Genomic DNA, 17,192 nt, shown 5'->3' on the forward strand with positions numbered 1-17,192 from the left:
GGCTTCCGGCGGGGGTGGCTCAGGTCCCGTCCTGCCCGTACAGCGCGTCGAGCATCTCGCCGTACTGATCGCGGATCACCCTCCGGCGCAGCTTCAGGGAAGGAGTCAGCTCGCCGGTCTCCGGCCCCCACTCCCGTGTCAGCAGCCGGTAGCGCTTGATCTGTTCGGTGCGGTTCAGCCGGGCGTTGGCGGCCTCGACGGCACGCGCGATCTCCTCGTGCACCTCGGGGTGGGTGGCCGGGTCGCCGTCGATCCCGCGGGCCGCCGCCCAGGCCGGTGCCATCTCCGCGTCGAGGACGAGCAGCGCCACCAGGTAGGAACGCCCGTCGCCGTGGACGAGGGCCTGTCCGATCAGCGGGTGCTCCTTGAGCGTGTTCTCGACGAGCGCCGGGGAGACGTTCTTACCGGTCGAGGTGATGATCATTTCCTTCTTGCGGTCGGTGAGCCAGAGATAGCCGTCGTCGTCGATCCGGCCGATGTCTCCGGTCGGGAACCAGCCGTCCGCGTCGAGCGCCCCCTCCACGGTGCCGTCGGCCCGCAGGTACCCGGCGAACACCGTCTCGCCCCGGACCAGGATCTCGCCGTCGTCGGCGATCTTGAGCTCCAGACCCTCCAGCGGACGCCCCACCGAGCCGAGGCGGAAGGCGGACGGGCTGTTGGTGGTGAACACACCGACGGTCTCGGTGAGTCCCCAGGCGTCCATGATGACGATGCCGAAGCCCGCCCAGAAGCGCACCACGTCCAGCGGCATGGGCGCGGAGGCGCTGGCCGTCCACACCAGCCGGTCGAAGCCCGCGAGGGAGAGCACCGGGTCCAGGACCGTCTCCTTGGCCCGGCGGTAGGCGGTCTCCAGCTCCGCGGGCGGCTGCTCGCCCCGCTCGCGGAAGGCCACGTGCTCGCGGGCCGTCTCCCCTGCCGCCTCGATCGCGGCCCGCTGCTCCTCGGGCAGGGCGGAGAGCGCGGCCCTGACGGAAGCGGCGAGCTTCTCCCACACCCGGGGGACGCCGAAGAACTGGGCGGGATGCAGGGCTCGGGCGGTCGCGGCGACGGCGCCGGCGTCCGCGCAGAGATGGACGTGCGAGGCGCGGAAGACCGGCAGGTAGATCCCGAGCATCCGCTCGGCGATGTGGGCGAACGGCAGGTAGCAGATGTGCGCGACATGATCCGGCAGTTCCACCACCCGGTCCAGGGCCAGCGCGTTGGCGACCACGCCGCGGTGGGTGAGGGGCACGGCCTTGGGGTCGCCGGTGGTGCCCGAGGTGTACACGACCGTGAGCGGGTCGTCGGCGCCCGAGGCCCGCCAGACCGCCTCGAACTCCTTCTCGTCGTACGCCCGCTGGCCGGCCGCGTGCAGGGAGGCGTACGTGGAGTGGCTGCCGGCGCCCGCCGGCTCCACGACGACGAGTGCCTCCAGAGGGACGGTGGCGTCCGCGAGGAGGGGCTCCCAGCGCTCGCGCTCCCGTGCGCCCTCCACGACCGCCAGCCGGGCGCCGCTGTGCCGGGCGATGTGGGCGATCTGCCCGGGGGCGGCGGTGCCGTACACGGTGACCGGTACCGCGCCGAGGTGGGTGAGGGCCAGGTCGCTGAGCCAGTGTTCGGGGCGGTTGCCCATCATCATGAGGACCTGCCGGCCACGCGTGACGCCCTGGGCGGCGTATCCGGCGGCGAGCACCGCGGTCTCGCGGCGCACCTCCCGCCAGGTGAGGGTGGTCCATCCGTCGCCGCCCTCCGGGCTCCGCCACGAGAGGGCGGGCAGGTCGCCGTGGTCTTCGGCGTTACGCGCCAGCAGAGCCGGCAGGGTGAGCCGGTCGGCCTCGGTGGGGACTCGCAGGATCGTGGTCACGGCCGTCTCCTGTCGCCGTTCGGCCGGACCTCACAGGGCCCGCGCCGGAGGGAATGACGTGCTTCGATGGTGCCGGAGACTTTCACACCACTGGTGAGACAGCAATACTGTTGCACCTGATTGGTACAACATCGCCGGTGCAGGGCCCGGAGGGCCTCGGGGCTGCCGGAGCCGCGCAGACCGCCGGGCACCGCGCCGGTCCGGTCGAGGGCGTCGCCCGGTTCCGGCCCGGCCGGCCTGCGCGAACGGCCGCAGCGGTCCCCGTAGCCTGAAGCGGACGCCGTCCCGGCACTTTCACAACTGTGGTGAGACAGCAATACTGTTGCACCTGATCTACCCAGGCCCCTCAGTACGGGTCTGCCCGCGACAAGGAGTGGACATGGCGACCGGGACGGACGAACCGACGCTGACCGTCGACGAACTGGCGGCGCGCGCGGGGGTCACGGTGCGCACCGTGCGTTTCTACAGCACCAGAGGCCTGTTGCCGCCTCCGGTGATCGGACCCCGGCGCGTCGGGCACTACGGTCCCGACCACCTGTCCCGGCTGGCCCTCATCGAGGAACTCCAGCACCAGGGCATGACGCTGGCCGCCATCGAGCGCTATCTCCAGCAGCTGCCGCCCGACCTGAGCGCGCAGGACCTGGCGATCCACCGCGCCCTGGTGGCGTCCTGGGCACCGGACTCGGCCGAGGAGATGGAGCGCGCCGAGCTGGAGCGGCGGGCGGGCAGGCCCCTCAGCGCGCAGGACGTGGACCGGCTGGCGGCCATGGGGGTGCTGGAGCGCCCCGGGACACCCGGGGCGCCTCTCAGCGTGGACCCCGGCCTGCTGCGGCTCGGGGTGGAGCTTCTGGACGTGCCCATCGCCCACGAGACGATCCTGGCCGCGCGCACGGTGCTGCTGGAGCACACCCGCTCGGCCGCCCACGAGCTGACCCGGCTGTTCCGCGACGAGGTGTGGAACCCCTACCGGGAGCGGGAGTCGGACCCGGAGCACGTGCAGGCGATGAAGTCCCTGTCGGCCCACATGCAGCCGATGGTGCTCCAGGCGCTGCTGACGGCCTTCCAGCGGTCGTTGAAGGAGGAACTGCGGGCCGCGTTCACCCGGGAGGAAGAGGGATGAACACGGCCCGCGGGGGCGCCGTCAGTCGTGGAACGTCTCGCCCCCGGCCGCCTTCTCCAGCAGGAGCGCGGAGGGCAGGAAGCGGTCACCGTAGCGCTCGGCGAGCTGCTGGGCACGCGCCACGAAGCCGGGCAGGCCGCCTTCGTAGCCGTTGATGTACTGGAGCACGCCACCGGTCCAGGCGGGGAATCCGATGCCCATGATGGAGCCGATGTTCGCGTCGGCGACGGTCATGAGGACGTTCTCCTCCAGGCAGCGGACGCTGTCCAGGGCTTCGGAGAAGAGCATCCGCTCCTTCATGTCCTCGAACGGGATCTCGGTGTCCGGCCGTGTGAAGTGCTCGCGCAGGCCCGGCCACAGGGCTCCCCGCGCGCCGTCCTCGCCGTACTCGTAGAAGCCCGCTCCCCCGCTGCGCCCGGGCCGCCCGAACTCGTCGACCATCCGGTCGACGACCTCGTCCGCGGGGTGCGGCTCCCAGGTGCCGCCCGCTTCCTCGACGGCGCGCCGGGTCTCGTTGCGGATCTTGCGGGGCAGGGTGAGCGTCAGCTCGTCCATGAGGGAGAGCACCTTGGCCGGGTAGCCGGCCTGGGCCGCCGCCTGTTCGACCGACGCGGGCTCGGCACCCTCGCCGACCATCGCGACGCCTTCGTTGATGAAGTGGCCGATGACGCGTGAAGTGAAGAAGCCGCGTGAGTCGTTGACGACGATCGGGGTCTTCTTGATCCGCCGGACCAGGTCGAAGGCGCGTGCCAGGGCCTCGTCACCGGTCTTCTCGCCCTTGATGATCTCGACGAGCGGCATCTTGTCGACGGGTGAGAAGAAGTGCAGCCCGATGAAGTCCACCGGCCTGCTCACCCCTTCGGCGAGCACGGTGATGGGCAGCGTCGAGGTGTTGGAGCAGAGCAGCGCGTCGGGGGCGACGATGTCCTGGATCTCCTGGAACACCTTGTGCTTGAGCGCGGTGTCCTCGAAGACCGCCTCGATCACGGCGTCGCAGCCCGCGAGGTCGGCCGCGTCCCCGGTCGGAGTGATGCGCGCCAGCAGCCCGTCCCGCTCCGCCTCGGTGGTGCGGCCCCTGGAGAGCGCCTTGGCGAGAAGTTTCTCGCTGTACGCCTTGCCCTTGGCGGCGGCCTCGGTGGAGACGTCCTTGAGGACGACGTCGATGCCCGCGCGGGCGCAGGAGTAGGCGATGCCCGCACCCATCATCCCGGCGCCCAGGACGGCGACCTTGCGGACCTGGCGCTCCTGTACGCCCGCCGGGCGGCTGGCGCCCGAGTTGACCGCCTGAAGGTCGAAGAAGAACGCCTGGATCATGTTCTTCGCGACCTGGCCGGTGACCAGCTCGGTGAAGTAGCGCGCCTCGATGGTCTGCGCGGTCTCGAAGTCCACCTGCGAGCCCTCGACCGCCGCGGCCAGGATGTTGCGCGGCGCGGGCATCGGCGCGCCCGCGAGCTGCTTCTTCAGGTTGGCCGGGAAGGCCGGCAGGTTGGCCGCGAACTTCGGGTTCGACGGGGTGCCGCCGGGGATCCGGTAGCCCTTGACGTCCCAGGGCTGCTGCGACTCGGGGTGGGCGTCGATGAAGGCCCGGGCCTTGTCGAGCATCTCCTCACGGGTGTCGGCGACCTCGTGGACGAGTCCGTTCTCCAGTGCCCGCCGCGGGGTGTACTGGGTGCCCTGGAGGAGGACCTTCAGCAGGGCGTCGGCGACGCCCATCAGCCGTACGGTGCGGGTGACCCCGCCGCCGGCGGGCAGCAGGCCGAGGGTGACCTCGGGCAGGCCGATCCGGGACCCGGGGGCGTCCAGGGCGATGCGGTGGTGGGCGGCGAGTGCGATCTCGTAACCGCCGCCGAGCGCCGCGCCGTTGATGGCGGCCACGACCGGCTTGCCGAGGGTCTCGATGCGGCGCAGCGCGTCCTTGATGGCCCTTCCGGTGTCGAACGCCGCCTGGGCGTTCCCGGGACCGATCCTGATCATGTCCTTGAGATCGCCGCCCGCGAAGAAGGTCTTCTTGGCGGAGGTGTAGATGATGCCCCGGATGGAGTCCTTCTCGGCCTCCGCGCGCTCGGCGACGGCGGCGATGGACTCCTTGAAGCCCTGGTTCATCGTGTTGGCGGACTGGTCGGGGTCGTCCAGTACGAGGGTGACGACGCCGGTCTCGTCCTGCTCCCAGCGGATGGTCATGCTCTCGGTCATTGCTTGTCTTCTCCGTAAGCCGTAAGCCGTAAGCGGGGGTGCCCGGGGCGGTCAGAGACGCTCGACGACGGTGGCGATGCCCATGCCGCCACCGACGCAGAGGGTGGCGAGGCCGTAGCGCTTGTCCTGCCGCTCCAGTTCGTCGATGAGCGTGCCGAGGATCATCGCGCCGGTCGCGCCGAGCGGGTGGCCGAGTGCGATGGCGCCGCCGTTGACGTTGACCTTGTCGAGGCTCAGGCCCATGTCACGGGCGAAGCGCAGGACGACGCCGGCGAACGCCTCGTTGATCTCGACGAGGTCGATGTCGTCGATGGTGAGCCCCGCCTTGGCCAGCGCCTTGCGGGTGGCGGGGGCGGGCCCGGTGAGCATGATGGTCGGCTCGGAGCCGGACACGGCGGCCGAGACGATCCGGGCGCGCGGGGTGAGACCGTAGCGCTCGCCGGTCTCCTTGGAGCCGATCGCGACGAGGGCGGCGCCGTCCACGATCCCGGAGGAGTTGCCCGCGTGGTGGACGTGGTCGATCTTCTCGACCCAGTGGTACTTCTGGAGGGCCACGGCGTCGAAGCCGCCCATCTCGCCGATCGCGGCGAACGAGGGCTTGAGGGAGGCGAGCGAGTCCGCGGTGGTGCCGGGGCGCATGTGCTCGTCGTGGTCGAGGACGAGCAGCCCGTTGCGGTCCCTGACCGGGACGACGGAGCGGGCGAAGCGCTCCTCCTTCCAGGCGGTGGCGGCGCGCTCCTGGGAGAGGGCGGCGTACTCGTCGACGTCGCGCCGTGAGAAGCCCTCGATGGTGGCGATGAGGTCGGCGCCGATGCCCTGCGGGGCGAAGCCGGTCTCGAAGCTGGTCATCGGGTCCATGGCCCAGGCGCCGCCGTCGGAGCCCATGGGCACCCGCGACATCGATTCGACGCCGCCGGCCAGGACGAGGTCCTCCCAGCCCGAACGCACCTTGGCCGCAGCCAGGTTGACCGCCTCCAGCCCGGAGGCACAGAAGCGGTTCTCCTGGACGCCGGCGACGGATTCCGGGAGCCCGGCGGCGATGGCGGCGATCCGGGCGATGTCGGAGCCCTGGTCGCCGAGCGGGCTGACGACGCCGAGGACGATGTCGTCGACGGCCGCCGGGTCGAGGCCGGGGAACCGGTCGCGGATCTCGTGGATGAGGCCGACGACGAGGTCGATCGGCTTGGTGCCGTGCAGGGCGCCGTTGGCCTTGCCACGGCCGCGCGGGGTGCGGATCGCGTCGTAGACGAATGCTTCGGTACTCAAGGCGGCTGCCTTTCGGGGTCGGTGCTGGGCGGGAGGTCAGGAGAGCAGCGAGCGGCCGATGATCTCCTTCATGATCTCGGTCGTCCCGCCGTAGATGGTCTGGATACGGCCGTCGGTGAAGGCCTTGGCGACCGGATACTCCGACATGTAGCCGTATCCGCCGTGGAGTTGGAGACAGCGGTCGGCGACCCGCTTCTGCAGTTCGGTGGCCCACCACTTGGCCATCGAGGCGTGGACGGCGTCGAGCGTCCCCTCGGAATGGTCGACGATGCACCGGTCGAGGAAGGTCCTCGTCACGGCGCACTCGGTGGCCATCTCGGCGATCTCGAAGCGGATGTGCTGGAGCTTGGAGAGCGGGCGTCCGAAGGCCTCACGCTCCTTGACGTACCCGGTGGTGATCTCCAGCAGGTGTTCGGCGGCGGCGATGCCGGCGACCGCTATGCCCATGCGCTCCTGGGCGAGGTTGGTCATGAGGTGGATGAACGCGCCGTCGGGCTCGCCCAGGAGGTTCTCCTTGGGGACGCGTACGTCGTGGAAGAACAGCTCGGCGGTGTCCTGGGACTTCTGGCCGATCTTGTCGAGGTTGCGGCCCCGTTCGAAGCCTTCGGCGCCGCGCTCGACGACGAGCAGTGACAGGCCCTTCGCCCCGCCCTCCGGTGAGGTCTTCGCGACGACGATCACCAGATCGGCGAGGATGCCGTTGGAGATGAAGGTCTTCGAGCCGTTGAGGAGCCAGTGGTCGCCCTTGTCCTCGGCGCTCGTGCGGATGCCCTGGAGGTCGGAACCGGCACCGGGTTCCGTCATGGCGATGGCGGTGATGATCTGGCCGCTGCAGAAGCCGGGCAGCCAGCGCCGCTTCTGCTCCTCGGTGCCGAGGCCGGTGAGGTAGGGGCCGATGATGTCGTTGTGCAGGCCGAGCGCCAGCCCGGACACCCCGGCCCGGGTGAACTCCTCGGCCAGCACGGCACTGTAGCGGAAGTCCGGGTTGCCGCCGCCCCCGTACTCCTCGGGGACGGCGAGGCCGAGCAGCCCCTGCCGGCCGGCCGCGAGCCAGGCCTCGCGCGAGACGATGCCGTCCTTCTCCCACTGCTCGTAGTGCGGGAGGACCTCCTTGGCCAGGAAGGTGCGGACGGTCTCGCGGAACGCGTCGTGCTCCTCGGTGAAGATCTGCCGCTGCATCTCAAGCCCCCTGGAGCCAGTTCTTGACGGTGGAGATCAGGCGGGCCGGCTCGGAGCCGACGGGCGTGACGTTGAGCATGGTGACCCCGGCCTCACGGAAGGCCTCGATGCGGTCCCGCACGTAGCCTTCGGGGCCGCAGAGCGTCATGAGCTCGCAGAACTCGTCGGGGACGGCGGCCTCGGCCTCCCTCTTCCTCCCGGAGAGGTAGAGCTCCTGGATGGTGGCGGCCTCCTTCCCGTAGCCGTAGGCGACGGCGAGGTCGTTGTAGAAGTTCTTGCCGGGCGCGCCCATGCCTCCGACGTACAGCGCGATCTGCGGGCGGGCGAGGTCCCTGACGGCGGCCGCGTCGTCACCGATGGCCAGCAGGCCACCCGCGACGGTCTGCAGGGGGCCGAGTGCCGGGTCGCGTTTCGCGGCGCCCTCGGCCAGTGCCGTGCCCCATACCTGCTGGGCCTTCTCCGGGATGTAGAGGGTGGGCAGCCAGCCGTCGGCGATCTCCGCGGTCAGCCGGACGTTGGCGGGGCCGAGCGAGGCGACGTAGAGGGGGATGGTCTCGCGCACCGGCCTGGTGAGGATCTTCAGCGGCTTGCCGAGCTTGCCGCCCTTCTCCTTCGGGAGCGGCATGTCGGTGATGCCGTGGTGGTCGATGATCTCGCGGCGCCAGATCCGGCGGCAGAGCTCCACGGTCTCGCGGGTCCGGCCGAGCGGCTTGTCGTAGGGCTTGCCGTGCCAGCCCTCCACGACCTGCGGGCCCGAGGCGCCGAGTCCGAGCAGGGCGCGGCCGCCCGAGACGGCGTCGAGTCCGGCGCCGGTCTGGGCGATGAGGGCGGGGGTGCGGGAGTAGACGTTGAGGATCGCCGCACCGATCTTCAGGCGCTCGGTGCGGGCGGCGAGGTAGCCCATGACGGTGGGCGAGTCGAAGCCGTACGCCTCGGCCACCCAGACGGCGTCGAGTCCGGCGGACTCCAGTGCCGCGACCTCGTCACAGGCGGCACGGGGGTCACCCGCGTAGTTCAGCGGCAGGGAGAGTTCCATCAGCCGGTCGTTTCCTTCCCGGTGGTCAGCAGGCCCGGCAGCTCCCAGTCCGCGGCGACCGCCTCGGTGTCGGCTCCGGGCAGCGCGGGTCCGCTGCGTACGGAGACGGGGGTCGCGGAGAAGCGGGGAGCGGGGGCGGGCTGGGTGAGGCCGCCGTGCTCCACGAAGGTGGAGCGGGCGGCGAGGTGGGGGTGGCGGGGTGCCTCACGGAGCGAGAGGACGGGGGCCACGCAGGCGTCCGTCCCCTCGAAGACCTCGGTCCACTCGGCGCGCGTGCGGGTGCTGAAGCGGCCGGCGACGAGAGCGCGCAGTTCCTCCCAGCGTCCGAAGTCGTTGCGGTCGGGGGCTTCGTCCCCGATTCCGAGGAGCTCGGTGAACTCCTCGTAGAAGCGCGGTTCCAGGGCCCCGACCGCCATGTACCGGCCGTCGGAGGTCTCGTAGGAGCCGTAGAAGGGGCAGCTGCCGTCGAGGAGGTTGGTGCCGCGCCGGTCCTGCCAGCCGCCGGCCGCCAGCATGCCGTGGATCATCGTGGCGAGATGGGCCGCGCCGTCCACGATGGCCGCGTCGACGACCTGTCCGGTCCCCTCGGGCGTACGGGCGTGCTGGAGGGCGGCGAGCACGCCGACGACGAGGTAGAGCGAGCCGCCCGCGTAGTCGCCGACCAGATTGGCGGGCACCGTGGGCGGCTCGCCGGATCTCCCGATCATGGACAGGGTGCCGCTGAGGGCGATGTAGCCGATGTCATGTCCTGCCCGCTCGGCCAGCGGCCCGTCCTGGCCCCAGCCGGTCATCCGGCCGTAGACGAGCCGGGGATTGCGCTCCAGGCAGGCGTCGGGGCCCACGCCGAGGCGTTCGGCGACGCCCGGCCGGTAGCCCTCGATCAGGACGTCGGCGCGCTCGACGAGATCGAGGACCTGCCCGGCGCCGTCCTCGCCCTTCAGGTCGACGAGAACCGATCGCTTGTTGCGGTTGGTGAGGTCGAAGGCGGGTTCGACACCGATCACCGAACCCCCGGGACGGTCCACGCGCACCACATCGGCGCCGAGGTCGGCGAGGAGCATCGCGGCGAACGGTCCCGGGCCGATGCCCGCCAGTTCGACGACGCGTACCCCGGCCAGCGGGCCCTGCGGTCCACGCCCTGTCGTTGCCATCAAGCCCCCAACGGTGTGACACAGTTGATGTAACATCGATGATGTTAAGAACGGACCACGCTCCGCACAACCCCTTGGGCCGAGCAAGCGCTTAGCACTTTCCCCCGGATCCTCCCGCACCGGAGCCCGCCCGGCCGTGCGGCGCCACGAACACCTCCGCTAGCCTCTGCCTGCTACATCGGCGCCGGCTCCTGCGGAGGCACGCATGAACAGGCAGAACGGGGCAGAACGCCCTTATGACGTCGTCCTTTTCGGAGCCACCGGCTTTGTGGGCGCACTCACGGCCGAGTATCTCGCCGCACACGCTCCCGAGGGCTGCCGCTGGGCCCTGGCGGGCCGCAGCCGCAGCAAGCTGGAACAGCTGCGCGCGCGTCTGGCCGCGCGCCATCCGCACTGCGCGGACCTGCCCCTGGTGACGGCCGACTCGGACGACGCCGGCAGCCTGCGCGAACTCGCCGGGGCCTCGCACGTGGTGGCGTCGACGGTCGGACCGTACGTCCGGTACGGCGGGAAGCTGGTCGCCGCCTGCGCGGAGGCCGGGACCGACTACACCGACCTCACCGGGGAGGCGGAGTTCGTCGACCGGATGTACCTGGAGCACGACGGCCGGGCCCGGGAGACCGGCGCCCGCCTCGTGCACGCCTGCGGCTTCGACTCCGTACCGCACGACCTCGGCGTCTGGTTCACCGTCCAGCAGCTGCCCGAGGGCGTCCCGCTGACGGTCGACGGCTACGTCCGCACCGACGCGGTCTTCTCCGGCGGTACGTTCGCCTCGGCGCTCACCGCGATGGGCCGCGGTCCTCAGCTGGTGCGGGCCGCGCGGGAACGGCGGCTGCACGAGCCGCGCCTGGTGGGCCGCCGGGCCCGCGCCCCGCAGGGCACACCGCACTTCAGCCCGCAGACCGGCACCTGGGCCCTGCCGCTGCCGACCCTGGACCCCCGCGTCGTGGAGCGGTCGGCCCGGGGACTGGAGCGCTACGGCCCCGACTTCCGCTACCGGCACTTCGCCTCGGTGAAGCACCTGCCGGTGGCACTCGGCGGCACGGCGGCGGTGGCCCTGCTGGCGGGAGCCGCCCAGATCCCCACCGCGCGGCGCTGGCTGTCGGCCCGGGTCGAGCCGGGCACGGGCCCCGGTGAGCAGCGCAGGAAGCGCAGCTGGTTCACGGTCCGCTTCATCGGGGAGGGCGGTGGCCGGAGGGTGTACACGGAGGTGTCGGGCGGCGACCCCGGCTACGACGAGACGGCGAAGATGCTGGCCGAAGCGGCGCTGGCGCTCGCACTCGACGACCTGCCGGCGACGTCGGGTCAGGTCACGACGGCCGTGGCGATGGGAGATGCCCTGCTGGAACGGCTGCAGGCGGCGGGGCTGCGCTTCCGGGTGGCGGCGGTGCGCTGATCACCGGAGGGCGGCCGCCCGCGGTCAGGTCATCCAGGACGCCAGCGTGACGACCATGGACACGGTCCAGCCGGCGCCCGCGAGGACGCCGAGGGTCATGCCCACAGCGACACCGCGCTGGGAAAGACGTACGGTTCCGGTGCTCATCCGAGGTGCGTGGTGGTCGATCATGCGTACCAGCCTGCCCCTGATATTCGACAAACAACATCCGTATTTGTACTCAGTGGGCAACAGAACCGTGACCGGGCCCTCGGTCAGCCGGTCGCTTCCCGGAGAGCGGCCCGGCACAGGGCGTCGGCCCTGCGCGTCGTCTCCGGCTGACGGAGGTCGCGGGCCGGCGCGAGCGTGTGGGCGCACGCGTTGTCCAGACCGGTGCGGTGCCCGACGGAGACGAAGACGGGTTTGGTGGCGCTCTGCGTGCGCAGGGCCCGGCCCACTTCCTCGTCGCCGTCCAGCAGCGGGGTGGAGTCACCGCGCCGGGGTCCGGGCTGCTCGTGGCGGAAGGTGAAGGGGTTCTTCGCGACGCCGATGACCGGGAGGCCGGTGAGTACGCCGAGATGGCCGGCGAGTCCGAACCCGCGCGGGCGGGCCCGCCCGTGACCGTCGCAGACGACGAGCCCCGGATCCACCGGCAGGCCCTCCAGCGCGGCCAGGACGGCCGGGATCTCGCGGAAGGCGAGCAGCCCGGGGACGTACGGAGACGTCACACGGCCGTGGGCGGTGGACTCGGCGACCGCCTCGGGGGTCGCCGCGTCCAGGACGACGGCCGCCGCGACGACGAGATCCCTCTCGTCGTCGTAGGCGACGTCGGCCCCGGTGACCCGGCCGGTCCCGGGCGGCGGTCCGGGCTCGTCCAGCACCACCCGTGCGCGCAACGCGTCCTGGACGGCGCGGGCTTCGGCCTCGTCGGCGGGCATCGGGAAAGTCGTCATGACGGGCCAGTCCAGGCAGCCCGGTAGCCTGACGATCATGTTCGTACTCGAGTTGACCTACACCGCACCGGTCGAGCGCGTCGACGCCCTCATGACGGAACACATCGCCTGGCTGGACGCGCAGTACGCGGCCGGGGTGTTCATCGCTTCCGGGCGTAAGAACCCCCGCGACGGCGGTGTGATCCTGGCCGTGGGCGGCGACCGCGGCGAGATCGGGCGGATCGCGGCCTCCGACCCCTTCGCGGCGCACGGGGTGTGCGCCTACCGGATCACGGAGTTCCTCGCGACGAAGACCTCGGACGCGCTCGCACCGTACCGGCAGCAGCTGCCCGGCTGAGGGCCGCGCCGGGCGGGCGGTCCACGGCCAGGCGTCCCGCAGGCCGCACTTCAGTGTCCGGCAGTGCGTTCGGCGAGGTCCTCGTCGGTGATGGGGCGGACCACCCGGCAGGGTGTGCCGAGCGCGACGGACATCGGGGGAATGCTGCGGCTGACCACGCTGCCCGCGCCGATGACCGACCCGTAGCCGATGCGGACGCCGGGCAGGACCACCGCGTTGCTGCCGATCCACACCTTGTCCTCGATCACGACCGGCTCGGAGAACCTCCCGAAGTCGGCGCGCCGCGAGGGATGCACCGGGTGCCCTGTCGTGGTCAGCGTGACGCCGGGAGCGATCATGACGTCGTCGCCTATGCGGATGTCCACGTCGTCGACGAACGTCAGGTTGACGTTGCCGAAGAAGTCGTCGCCGATGTGGACGTTGCTGCCGAACGCCGCGTGGAACGGCGGCAGCAGCACCGTACGTTCACCGACCGAGCCGAAGATCTCGACGAGCAGCGACCGGCGTCTCCCCGTCTCGCCCGGAGGCGTCCGGTTGTAGTCGAAGACCTGTTCCGTACGGCGCCGAGGGGCCAGAAAGGCCGCTTCCGACTCGGTGTGGACGAGCCCCTTGGCGATCCGGGCCAGAACTTCCTCGTTGTGCGCGTCGGTCACAGCGGAACGATCCCTTCATCCGGTACCTCGGGCGGACCGGCGGCAGCTGTGCGGCGCAGTCCCGGCGCCCGCAGCCTTCTCGTCCTCCCCCATGGCCCCCATGGCCCTCACATGGCCCTCATGGCGCTGGAAGCTAACCCACCGGCGGGCGGGCGTCCAGGGTGTCCCGCGCGAAACGGGGCAGTTGATCAATGAGAGGCGAGGCGGTGACGCAGCTCACGCCCTCCGCCGGTGCACGGACGGAGGCGTTCCGTCGTCTACTCCGATGCCGGGAACCGTTCGTCCGAGGCGAGAGGGAGCAGGTCTTTGTCCAGCGTCATCGAGCAGTCCGTCCAGGCGCGTATGGTCGCGTCCGCACCACGTATGGAGACCCTGCCGGCCACTCTGCACTACGACCGCAAGGACCCTTTCGCCGTCCGCATGGCGTTCCCTGCTCCGGCGACCCTCGAAGGCACCGAGGTCTGCTGGGAGTTCTCCCGGGAGCTGCTCGTCACGGGCATGGACGCACCGGCGGGTACCGGCGACGTCCGGGTCCGGCCGTTCGGGTACGACCGCACGGTGCTGGAGTTCCACGCCGTCGAAGGCATCGCGATGGTGCACGTCCGGACGTCCGAGCTGCGCCGTTTCCTCGAACGGGCGCAGGAGCTGGTCCCGGTGGGGGACGAGTGCCGCTTCATGGATCTGGACGGCGATCTGAGCGCTCTGCTGGGCGGGGCCTCCTGAGCGGGCTCTCCCGGGCAGCGGGACGGCCGTGATCCGGTTGCGTGGCGGCGGGACCCGCTCGTGACGTCCTGGCCGTGGGCCCGGCCGATATCGGCCTCGACCGGACCGTCGGTGAGATGTCCGGTGGCGAGCGCGTGCTGCTGCGCCTGGCCGCTCTGCCGCTGGCGCGGCCCTCCGTCCTGCTGCTGGACGAGCCGGCCGGCAACCTCGGTCTGCACGCCCGCGGGCGGCTGTACGACGCCGTCGAGACCTGGACGGGAGTGCTGGTCGCGGTCAGCCACGGCCGGGAGCCGCTGGAAAGCGTGCACCGGATCGCGGATCTCCGCGACGGCGCGGTCACCTGGTACGGCGGCAGTCTGCCGGCGTACGAGGAGGCGCCGGCCGTGGAGCAGGAGGCGGCCGGGCGGATGGTGCGCGCGGCGTCCGCCACCTGACGGCGGCGCTGGAGGCGTACGAGGGAGCGCTGATCGCGGCGAGCCACGACACGCCGTCCCTGAAGTCGCCGGGGATCACCCGGTGGATGCTGCTGGACGGGGAAGGACTCCAGGAGATCACCCCGGGACAGCTACCGGGAAGCAGAGGGAGGACGCCTGACTTGTCCCTCCGGCAGGCGCCTGTGACCTGCACCGATAACAGGGGGTGAGCGCGCGCTGCGAGGGCCGGACTTGGCTGCGCCCTTACCGCCGCCTTAACCTACGGTCACGTAACCTACGAAGCCGTAGGTAATTCTCCCGTCCCCAGGAGCCCCCCGTGACAATCACCTCTCCCCACATCGGCAGTTCGAAGGCGTGGACAGACGCCCAGCTGCTGTACGCACTGGAAGAGGTGGTGGAGAAGGAACTCAACCGCCATCTCAAGGTCGCCAAGGACTGGATGCCCCACGAGTACGTACCGTTCTCCGACGGCCGGAACTTCCCCGGTCTCTTCGAGGACGGCGAGGCCTGGGAGACCGGCCAGTCCAAGGTCACCGACATCGGGCGCATCGCCCTCGTCGTGAATCTGCTGACCGAGGACAACCTTCCCAGCTACCACCACGAGATCGCCTCGCTCTTCGGCCGCGACGGCGCCTGGGGGACCTGGGTGCACCGCTGGACCGCGGAGGAGGGCCGGCACGGCATCGTGATGCGCGACTACCTGCTCACCTCGCGCGCCGTCGACCCGGACAAGCTGGAGCAGTTCCGCATGGCGCACATGGCGGAGGGTTTCGAGTCCGACAACCGCCACTCCATGCTGCACTCCGTCGCCTATGTCGCTTTCCAGGAGCTCGCGACCCGCGTCTCGCACCGCAACACCGGTCATCAGTCGGGCGACCCCGTCTGCGACCGGATGCTGGCCCGGATCGCGACCGACGAGAACCTGCACATGGTCTTCTACCGCAACCTGCTGGGCGCCGCCTTCGACCTCGCCCCGGACCTCACGATGCAGTCCGTGCGCGATGTCGTCGTCAACTTCCGGATGCCCGGACACGGCATGCCCGGCTTCGAGCGCGCCGCCGCGCAGATGGCGATCGGCGAGATCTACAACATGCGCATCCACCACGACGACGTGCTCCAGCCCGTCCTGCGGTACCTGAAGGTCCTCGACATCGACGGCCTCGGCCCGGAGGGCCTCAAGGCGCAGGAGGAGCTCGGGCTGTACATGAACGGACTGGACAGCGAGGCGTCGAAGTTCGACGAGAAGCTGGCGGCCCGCAAGGCCCGGATGGCGGCCCGGGCCGCCCAGGGCTGATCTGCTGGAGACGGCGGGCTCGGGATCCGCTCCCCGGCCCGCCCGGACAGGGGCGGTGTACGCATGATGCGTACACCGCCCCTCCGTTTCAGGCCGGCCGCGCTGCTTCACGGAACGTCTGATGTGGCAGGTGTACGGCGAGACCTTCCGGATCACCCGACGGACCGCTTGCCGCGAGCACCTGACGGGTCCGCCTGGCGGGTCCGCCTGACGGGAGCGGGGGTCACCCGTCCCCGGTCCGGCGCAGGCCGGGCAGGCCGCCTCTGCGCAGCCGGTCCCGTTCCTTCTCCGAGAGACCGCCCCAGACGCCGAAGCGCTCGTCATGGGTGAGTGCGTACTCCAGGCAGGCCACCCGGCCCTCGCAGGCGTTGCACAGCTGCTTGGCCTCGCGGGTGGAGCTGCCCGGCGCCGGGAAGAAGAATTCGGGCCCGGCCTGCGCGCACAACGCTGTCTCCTGCCAGGCGAGCTCGTCGGTCATGGTGTTGATCGGCATGAGGCACACAGTGCCGGGTCGCGATAAACAAGTGATCAACGACTGGTCAACACCCGGGCCGGCCGGGAGCCCTGCGCACCGGCCGGCCCTTTCGCGCAGGTCGGCCCTGGGGCATCGGTCAGCCCTGGGACATCGGCTCGGGCCTGATCACCGCGAGGGCCGCGCCCGCCGGGTCGGTGAAGGTCGCGACCCGGCCGACCTCCGGCACATCCGTGGCGGCCGCGGTCACCCGGCCGCCCAGCCGCTCCGCGGCGGCCACCACGGCATCGGTGTCGTCCACGGCGATGTACGGCAGCCAGTGCGGCCCGGCAGCGGCCTCGCCGGGCACCTGGTCGAGGGGGACGAGGCCCCCGAAGGAGGAGGTGTCGTCGTCACCGTCCGCCGGGCGCACCAGCGTGTACGAACCGCCGGGGAAGTTCATCCCGCTCGTCTGCCAGCCGAAGACCGTGTGGAAGAAGGCGGCTGCCGAGGGGACGTCCGGAGTGTACAGCTCGGCCCAGATCAGCGAGCCGGTCTCCAGGATCATGCCGAGGCCGGGATTCGTCCTCGGCTGCCAGACGCCGAAGTACGCGCCGTTGTTGTCGGTGAAGCCGCCCATGCGCCCGTGGTCCAGCACGTCCATCGGCGGAAACGCGGCGGTACCGCCTGCCTTCTCCACCGTCCGCGCGGTGGCGTCGGCGTCGGGGGTCTGGAAGTAGACCGACCAGGCGGGCTTCCCCTGGTCCTCCGGCACGGTCATCACGCCCGCGACGGTCCTGCCCCGCAACTGGTAGGTGCCGTAGCCACCGGTCCCGGGCCCGCCGGGCACCAGGTCCCAGCCGAAAAGACCGTGGTAGAAGGTGGTGGCCGCGTCGGTGTCCGGGGTGCCGAGGTCCATCCAGTTGGGGGCGCCGGTGACGAAGACCGGGTCGGGCATGGTGTGCTCCTTCAGCGAGTCCCGCGGTCCCGCTCGTCCCGCAGGACAGGGAGATGCCGCATTCCTCCGAGTCTTGCACCAGGCACTGACACCCGCAGTTCGCGCCGTGCCACCGTGGATGTGCCGGGCGGGGCGGGGCCCTCGCCCGGCGCGTCGTCGGGGAGGAGCGGCTACGGCTCGCCGCCCGGCCGGATCGGCCTCAGTGCTCGTGCGTCCCGGCCGGGCC

16 protein-coding genes and 1 pseudogene are annotated in these 17,192 nt (G+C 71.2%); 6 read left to right on the plus strand and 11 right to left on the minus strand.

Annotation, left to right across the window (positions count from 1 at the left end):
* Positions 1 to 19: 19 nt before the first annotated feature.
* Positions 20 to 1,843: an AMP-dependent synthetase/ligase gene (locus tag VN520_RS08610; protein WP_325746260.1), complete on the minus strand. Its 1,824-nt coding sequence runs from the start codon at positions 1,841 to 1,843 to the stop codon at positions 20 to 22.
* 379 nt (positions 1,844 to 2,222) lie between these two features.
* On the opposite strand from VN520_RS08610, the gene VN520_RS08615 reads away from it, so the two are divergent.
* Positions 2,223 to 2,963 carry a MerR family transcriptional regulator gene (locus VN520_RS08615; RefSeq protein WP_325746261.1) on the plus strand — a complete coding sequence of 247 codons (741 nt, stop codon included), beginning with the start codon at positions 2,223 to 2,225 and terminating at the stop codon, positions 2,961 to 2,963.
* A gap of 21 nt (positions 2,964 to 2,984) precedes the next feature.
* Here the strand turns inward: VN520_RS08615 and VN520_RS08620 are convergent, their stop codons facing one another.
* The 5 genes from VN520_RS08620 to VN520_RS08640 are packed head-to-tail and all read right to left on the minus strand — an operon-like array spanning position 2,985 to position 9,788.
* On the minus strand, positions 2,985 to 5,156 hold the full coding sequence (locus VN520_RS08620) for a 3-hydroxyacyl-CoA dehydrogenase NAD-binding domain-containing protein (protein ID WP_325746262.1): 2,172 nt from the start codon (positions 5,154 to 5,156) through the stop codon (positions 2,985 to 2,987).
* 51 nt (positions 5,157 to 5,207) lie between these two features.
* The gene (locus VN520_RS08625; protein WP_325746263.1) at positions 5,208 to 6,422 is read right to left on the minus strand and encodes an acetyl-CoA C-acetyltransferase; all 1,215 of its coding nucleotides are present in this window, start codon (positions 6,420 to 6,422) and stop codon (positions 5,208 to 5,210) included.
* A 36-nt stretch (positions 6,423 to 6,458) separates the two neighbouring features.
* Positions 6,459 to 7,601 carry an acyl-CoA dehydrogenase family protein gene (locus VN520_RS08630; RefSeq protein WP_325746264.1) on the minus strand — a complete coding sequence of 381 codons (1,143 nt, stop codon included), beginning with the start codon at positions 7,599 to 7,601 and terminating at the stop codon, positions 6,459 to 6,461.
* 1 nt (position 7,602) lies between these two features.
* A complete protein-coding gene (locus VN520_RS08635) occupies positions 7,603 to 8,637 on the minus strand; it encodes an LLM class F420-dependent oxidoreductase (RefSeq protein WP_325746265.1) in 1,035 nt (344 codons plus the stop codon).
* The gene (locus tag VN520_RS08640; RefSeq protein ID WP_325746266.1) at positions 8,637 to 9,788 is read right to left on the minus strand and encodes a CaiB/BaiF CoA-transferase family protein; all 1,152 of its coding nucleotides are present in this window, start codon (positions 9,786 to 9,788) and stop codon (positions 8,637 to 8,639) included. The genes VN520_RS08635 and VN520_RS08640 overlap by 1 nt, the downstream gene beginning before the upstream one ends.
* Before the next feature lie 205 nt (positions 9,789 to 9,993).
* On the opposite strand from VN520_RS08640, the gene VN520_RS08645 reads away from it, so the two are divergent.
* The gene (locus tag VN520_RS08645) at positions 9,994 to 11,184 is read left to right on the plus strand and encodes a saccharopine dehydrogenase family protein (RefSeq protein WP_325746267.1); all 1,191 of its coding nucleotides are present in this window, start codon (positions 9,994 to 9,996) and stop codon (positions 11,182 to 11,184) included.
* 24 nt (positions 11,185 to 11,208) lie between these two features.
* Here the strand turns inward: VN520_RS08645 and mmpA are convergent, their stop codons facing one another.
* On the minus strand, positions 11,209 to 11,355 hold the full coding sequence (gene mmpA / locus VN520_RS08650; RefSeq protein WP_414719799.1) for a morphogenic membrane protein MmpA: 147 nt from the start codon (positions 11,353 to 11,355) through the stop codon (positions 11,209 to 11,211).
* Positions 11,356 to 11,438: 83 nt separating this feature from the next.
* On the minus strand, positions 11,439 to 12,116 hold the full coding sequence (locus VN520_RS08655; protein WP_414719801.1) for an endonuclease V: 678 nt from the start codon (positions 12,114 to 12,116) through the stop codon (positions 11,439 to 11,441).
* Between the two features lie 37 nt (positions 12,117 to 12,153).
* On the opposite strand from VN520_RS08655, the gene VN520_RS08660 reads away from it, so the two are divergent.
* Positions 12,154 to 12,453 carry a YciI family protein gene (locus VN520_RS08660; RefSeq protein WP_325746269.1) on the plus strand — a complete coding sequence of 100 codons (300 nt, stop codon included), beginning with the start codon at positions 12,154 to 12,156 and terminating at the stop codon, positions 12,451 to 12,453.
* Positions 12,454 to 12,503: 50 nt separating this feature from the next.
* Here VN520_RS08660 and VN520_RS08665 read toward each other — a convergent pair whose 3' ends face one another.
* On the minus strand, positions 12,504 to 13,106 hold the full coding sequence (locus tag VN520_RS08665) for a sugar O-acetyltransferase (protein ID WP_325746270.1): 603 nt from the start codon (positions 13,104 to 13,106) through the stop codon (positions 12,504 to 12,506).
* A gap of 306 nt (positions 13,107 to 13,412) precedes the next feature.
* On the opposite strand from VN520_RS08665, the gene VN520_RS08670 reads away from it, so the two are divergent.
* From VN520_RS08670 to VN520_RS08680, 3 genes and pseudogenes are all read left to right on the plus strand, one after another.
* Complete coding sequence (locus VN520_RS08670) at positions 13,413 to 13,829, plus strand: SsgA family sporulation/cell division regulator (RefSeq protein ID WP_325746271.1); 417 nt, start codon at positions 13,413 to 13,415, stop codon at positions 13,827 to 13,829.
* Between the two features lie 74 nt (positions 13,830 to 13,903).
* Positions 13,904 to 14,257 (plus strand): annotated as a pseudogene (locus tag VN520_RS08675) (ABC transporter ATP-binding protein); the annotation flags it as partial.
* A 322-nt stretch (positions 14,258 to 14,579) separates the two neighbouring features.
* Positions 14,580 to 15,557, plus strand: a complete 978-nt coding sequence (locus tag VN520_RS08680; protein ID WP_325746272.1) for an acyl-ACP desaturase — start codon at positions 14,580 to 14,582, stop codon at positions 15,555 to 15,557.
* A gap of 223 nt (positions 15,558 to 15,780) precedes the next feature.
* Here VN520_RS08680 and VN520_RS08685 read toward each other — a convergent pair whose 3' ends face one another.
* Together VN520_RS08685 and VN520_RS08690 are read right to left on the minus strand one after the other, a co-directional pair.
* Positions 15,781 to 16,050, minus strand: coding sequence for a WhiB family transcriptional regulator (locus tag VN520_RS08685; protein ID WP_325746273.1), 270 nt, complete (start codon positions 16,048 to 16,050; stop codon positions 15,781 to 15,783).
* Positions 16,051 to 16,168: 118 nt separating this feature from the next.
* On the minus strand, positions 16,169 to 16,966 hold the full coding sequence (locus VN520_RS08690; protein WP_325746274.1) for a VOC family protein: 798 nt from the start codon (positions 16,964 to 16,966) through the stop codon (positions 16,169 to 16,171).
* Between the last annotated feature and the right edge of the window lie 226 nt (positions 16,967 to 17,192).

The organism is Streptomyces sp. (assembly GCF_035563135.1).
Taxonomy (GTDB): domain Bacteria; phylum Actinomycetota; class Actinomycetes; order Streptomycetales; family Streptomycetaceae; genus Streptomyces.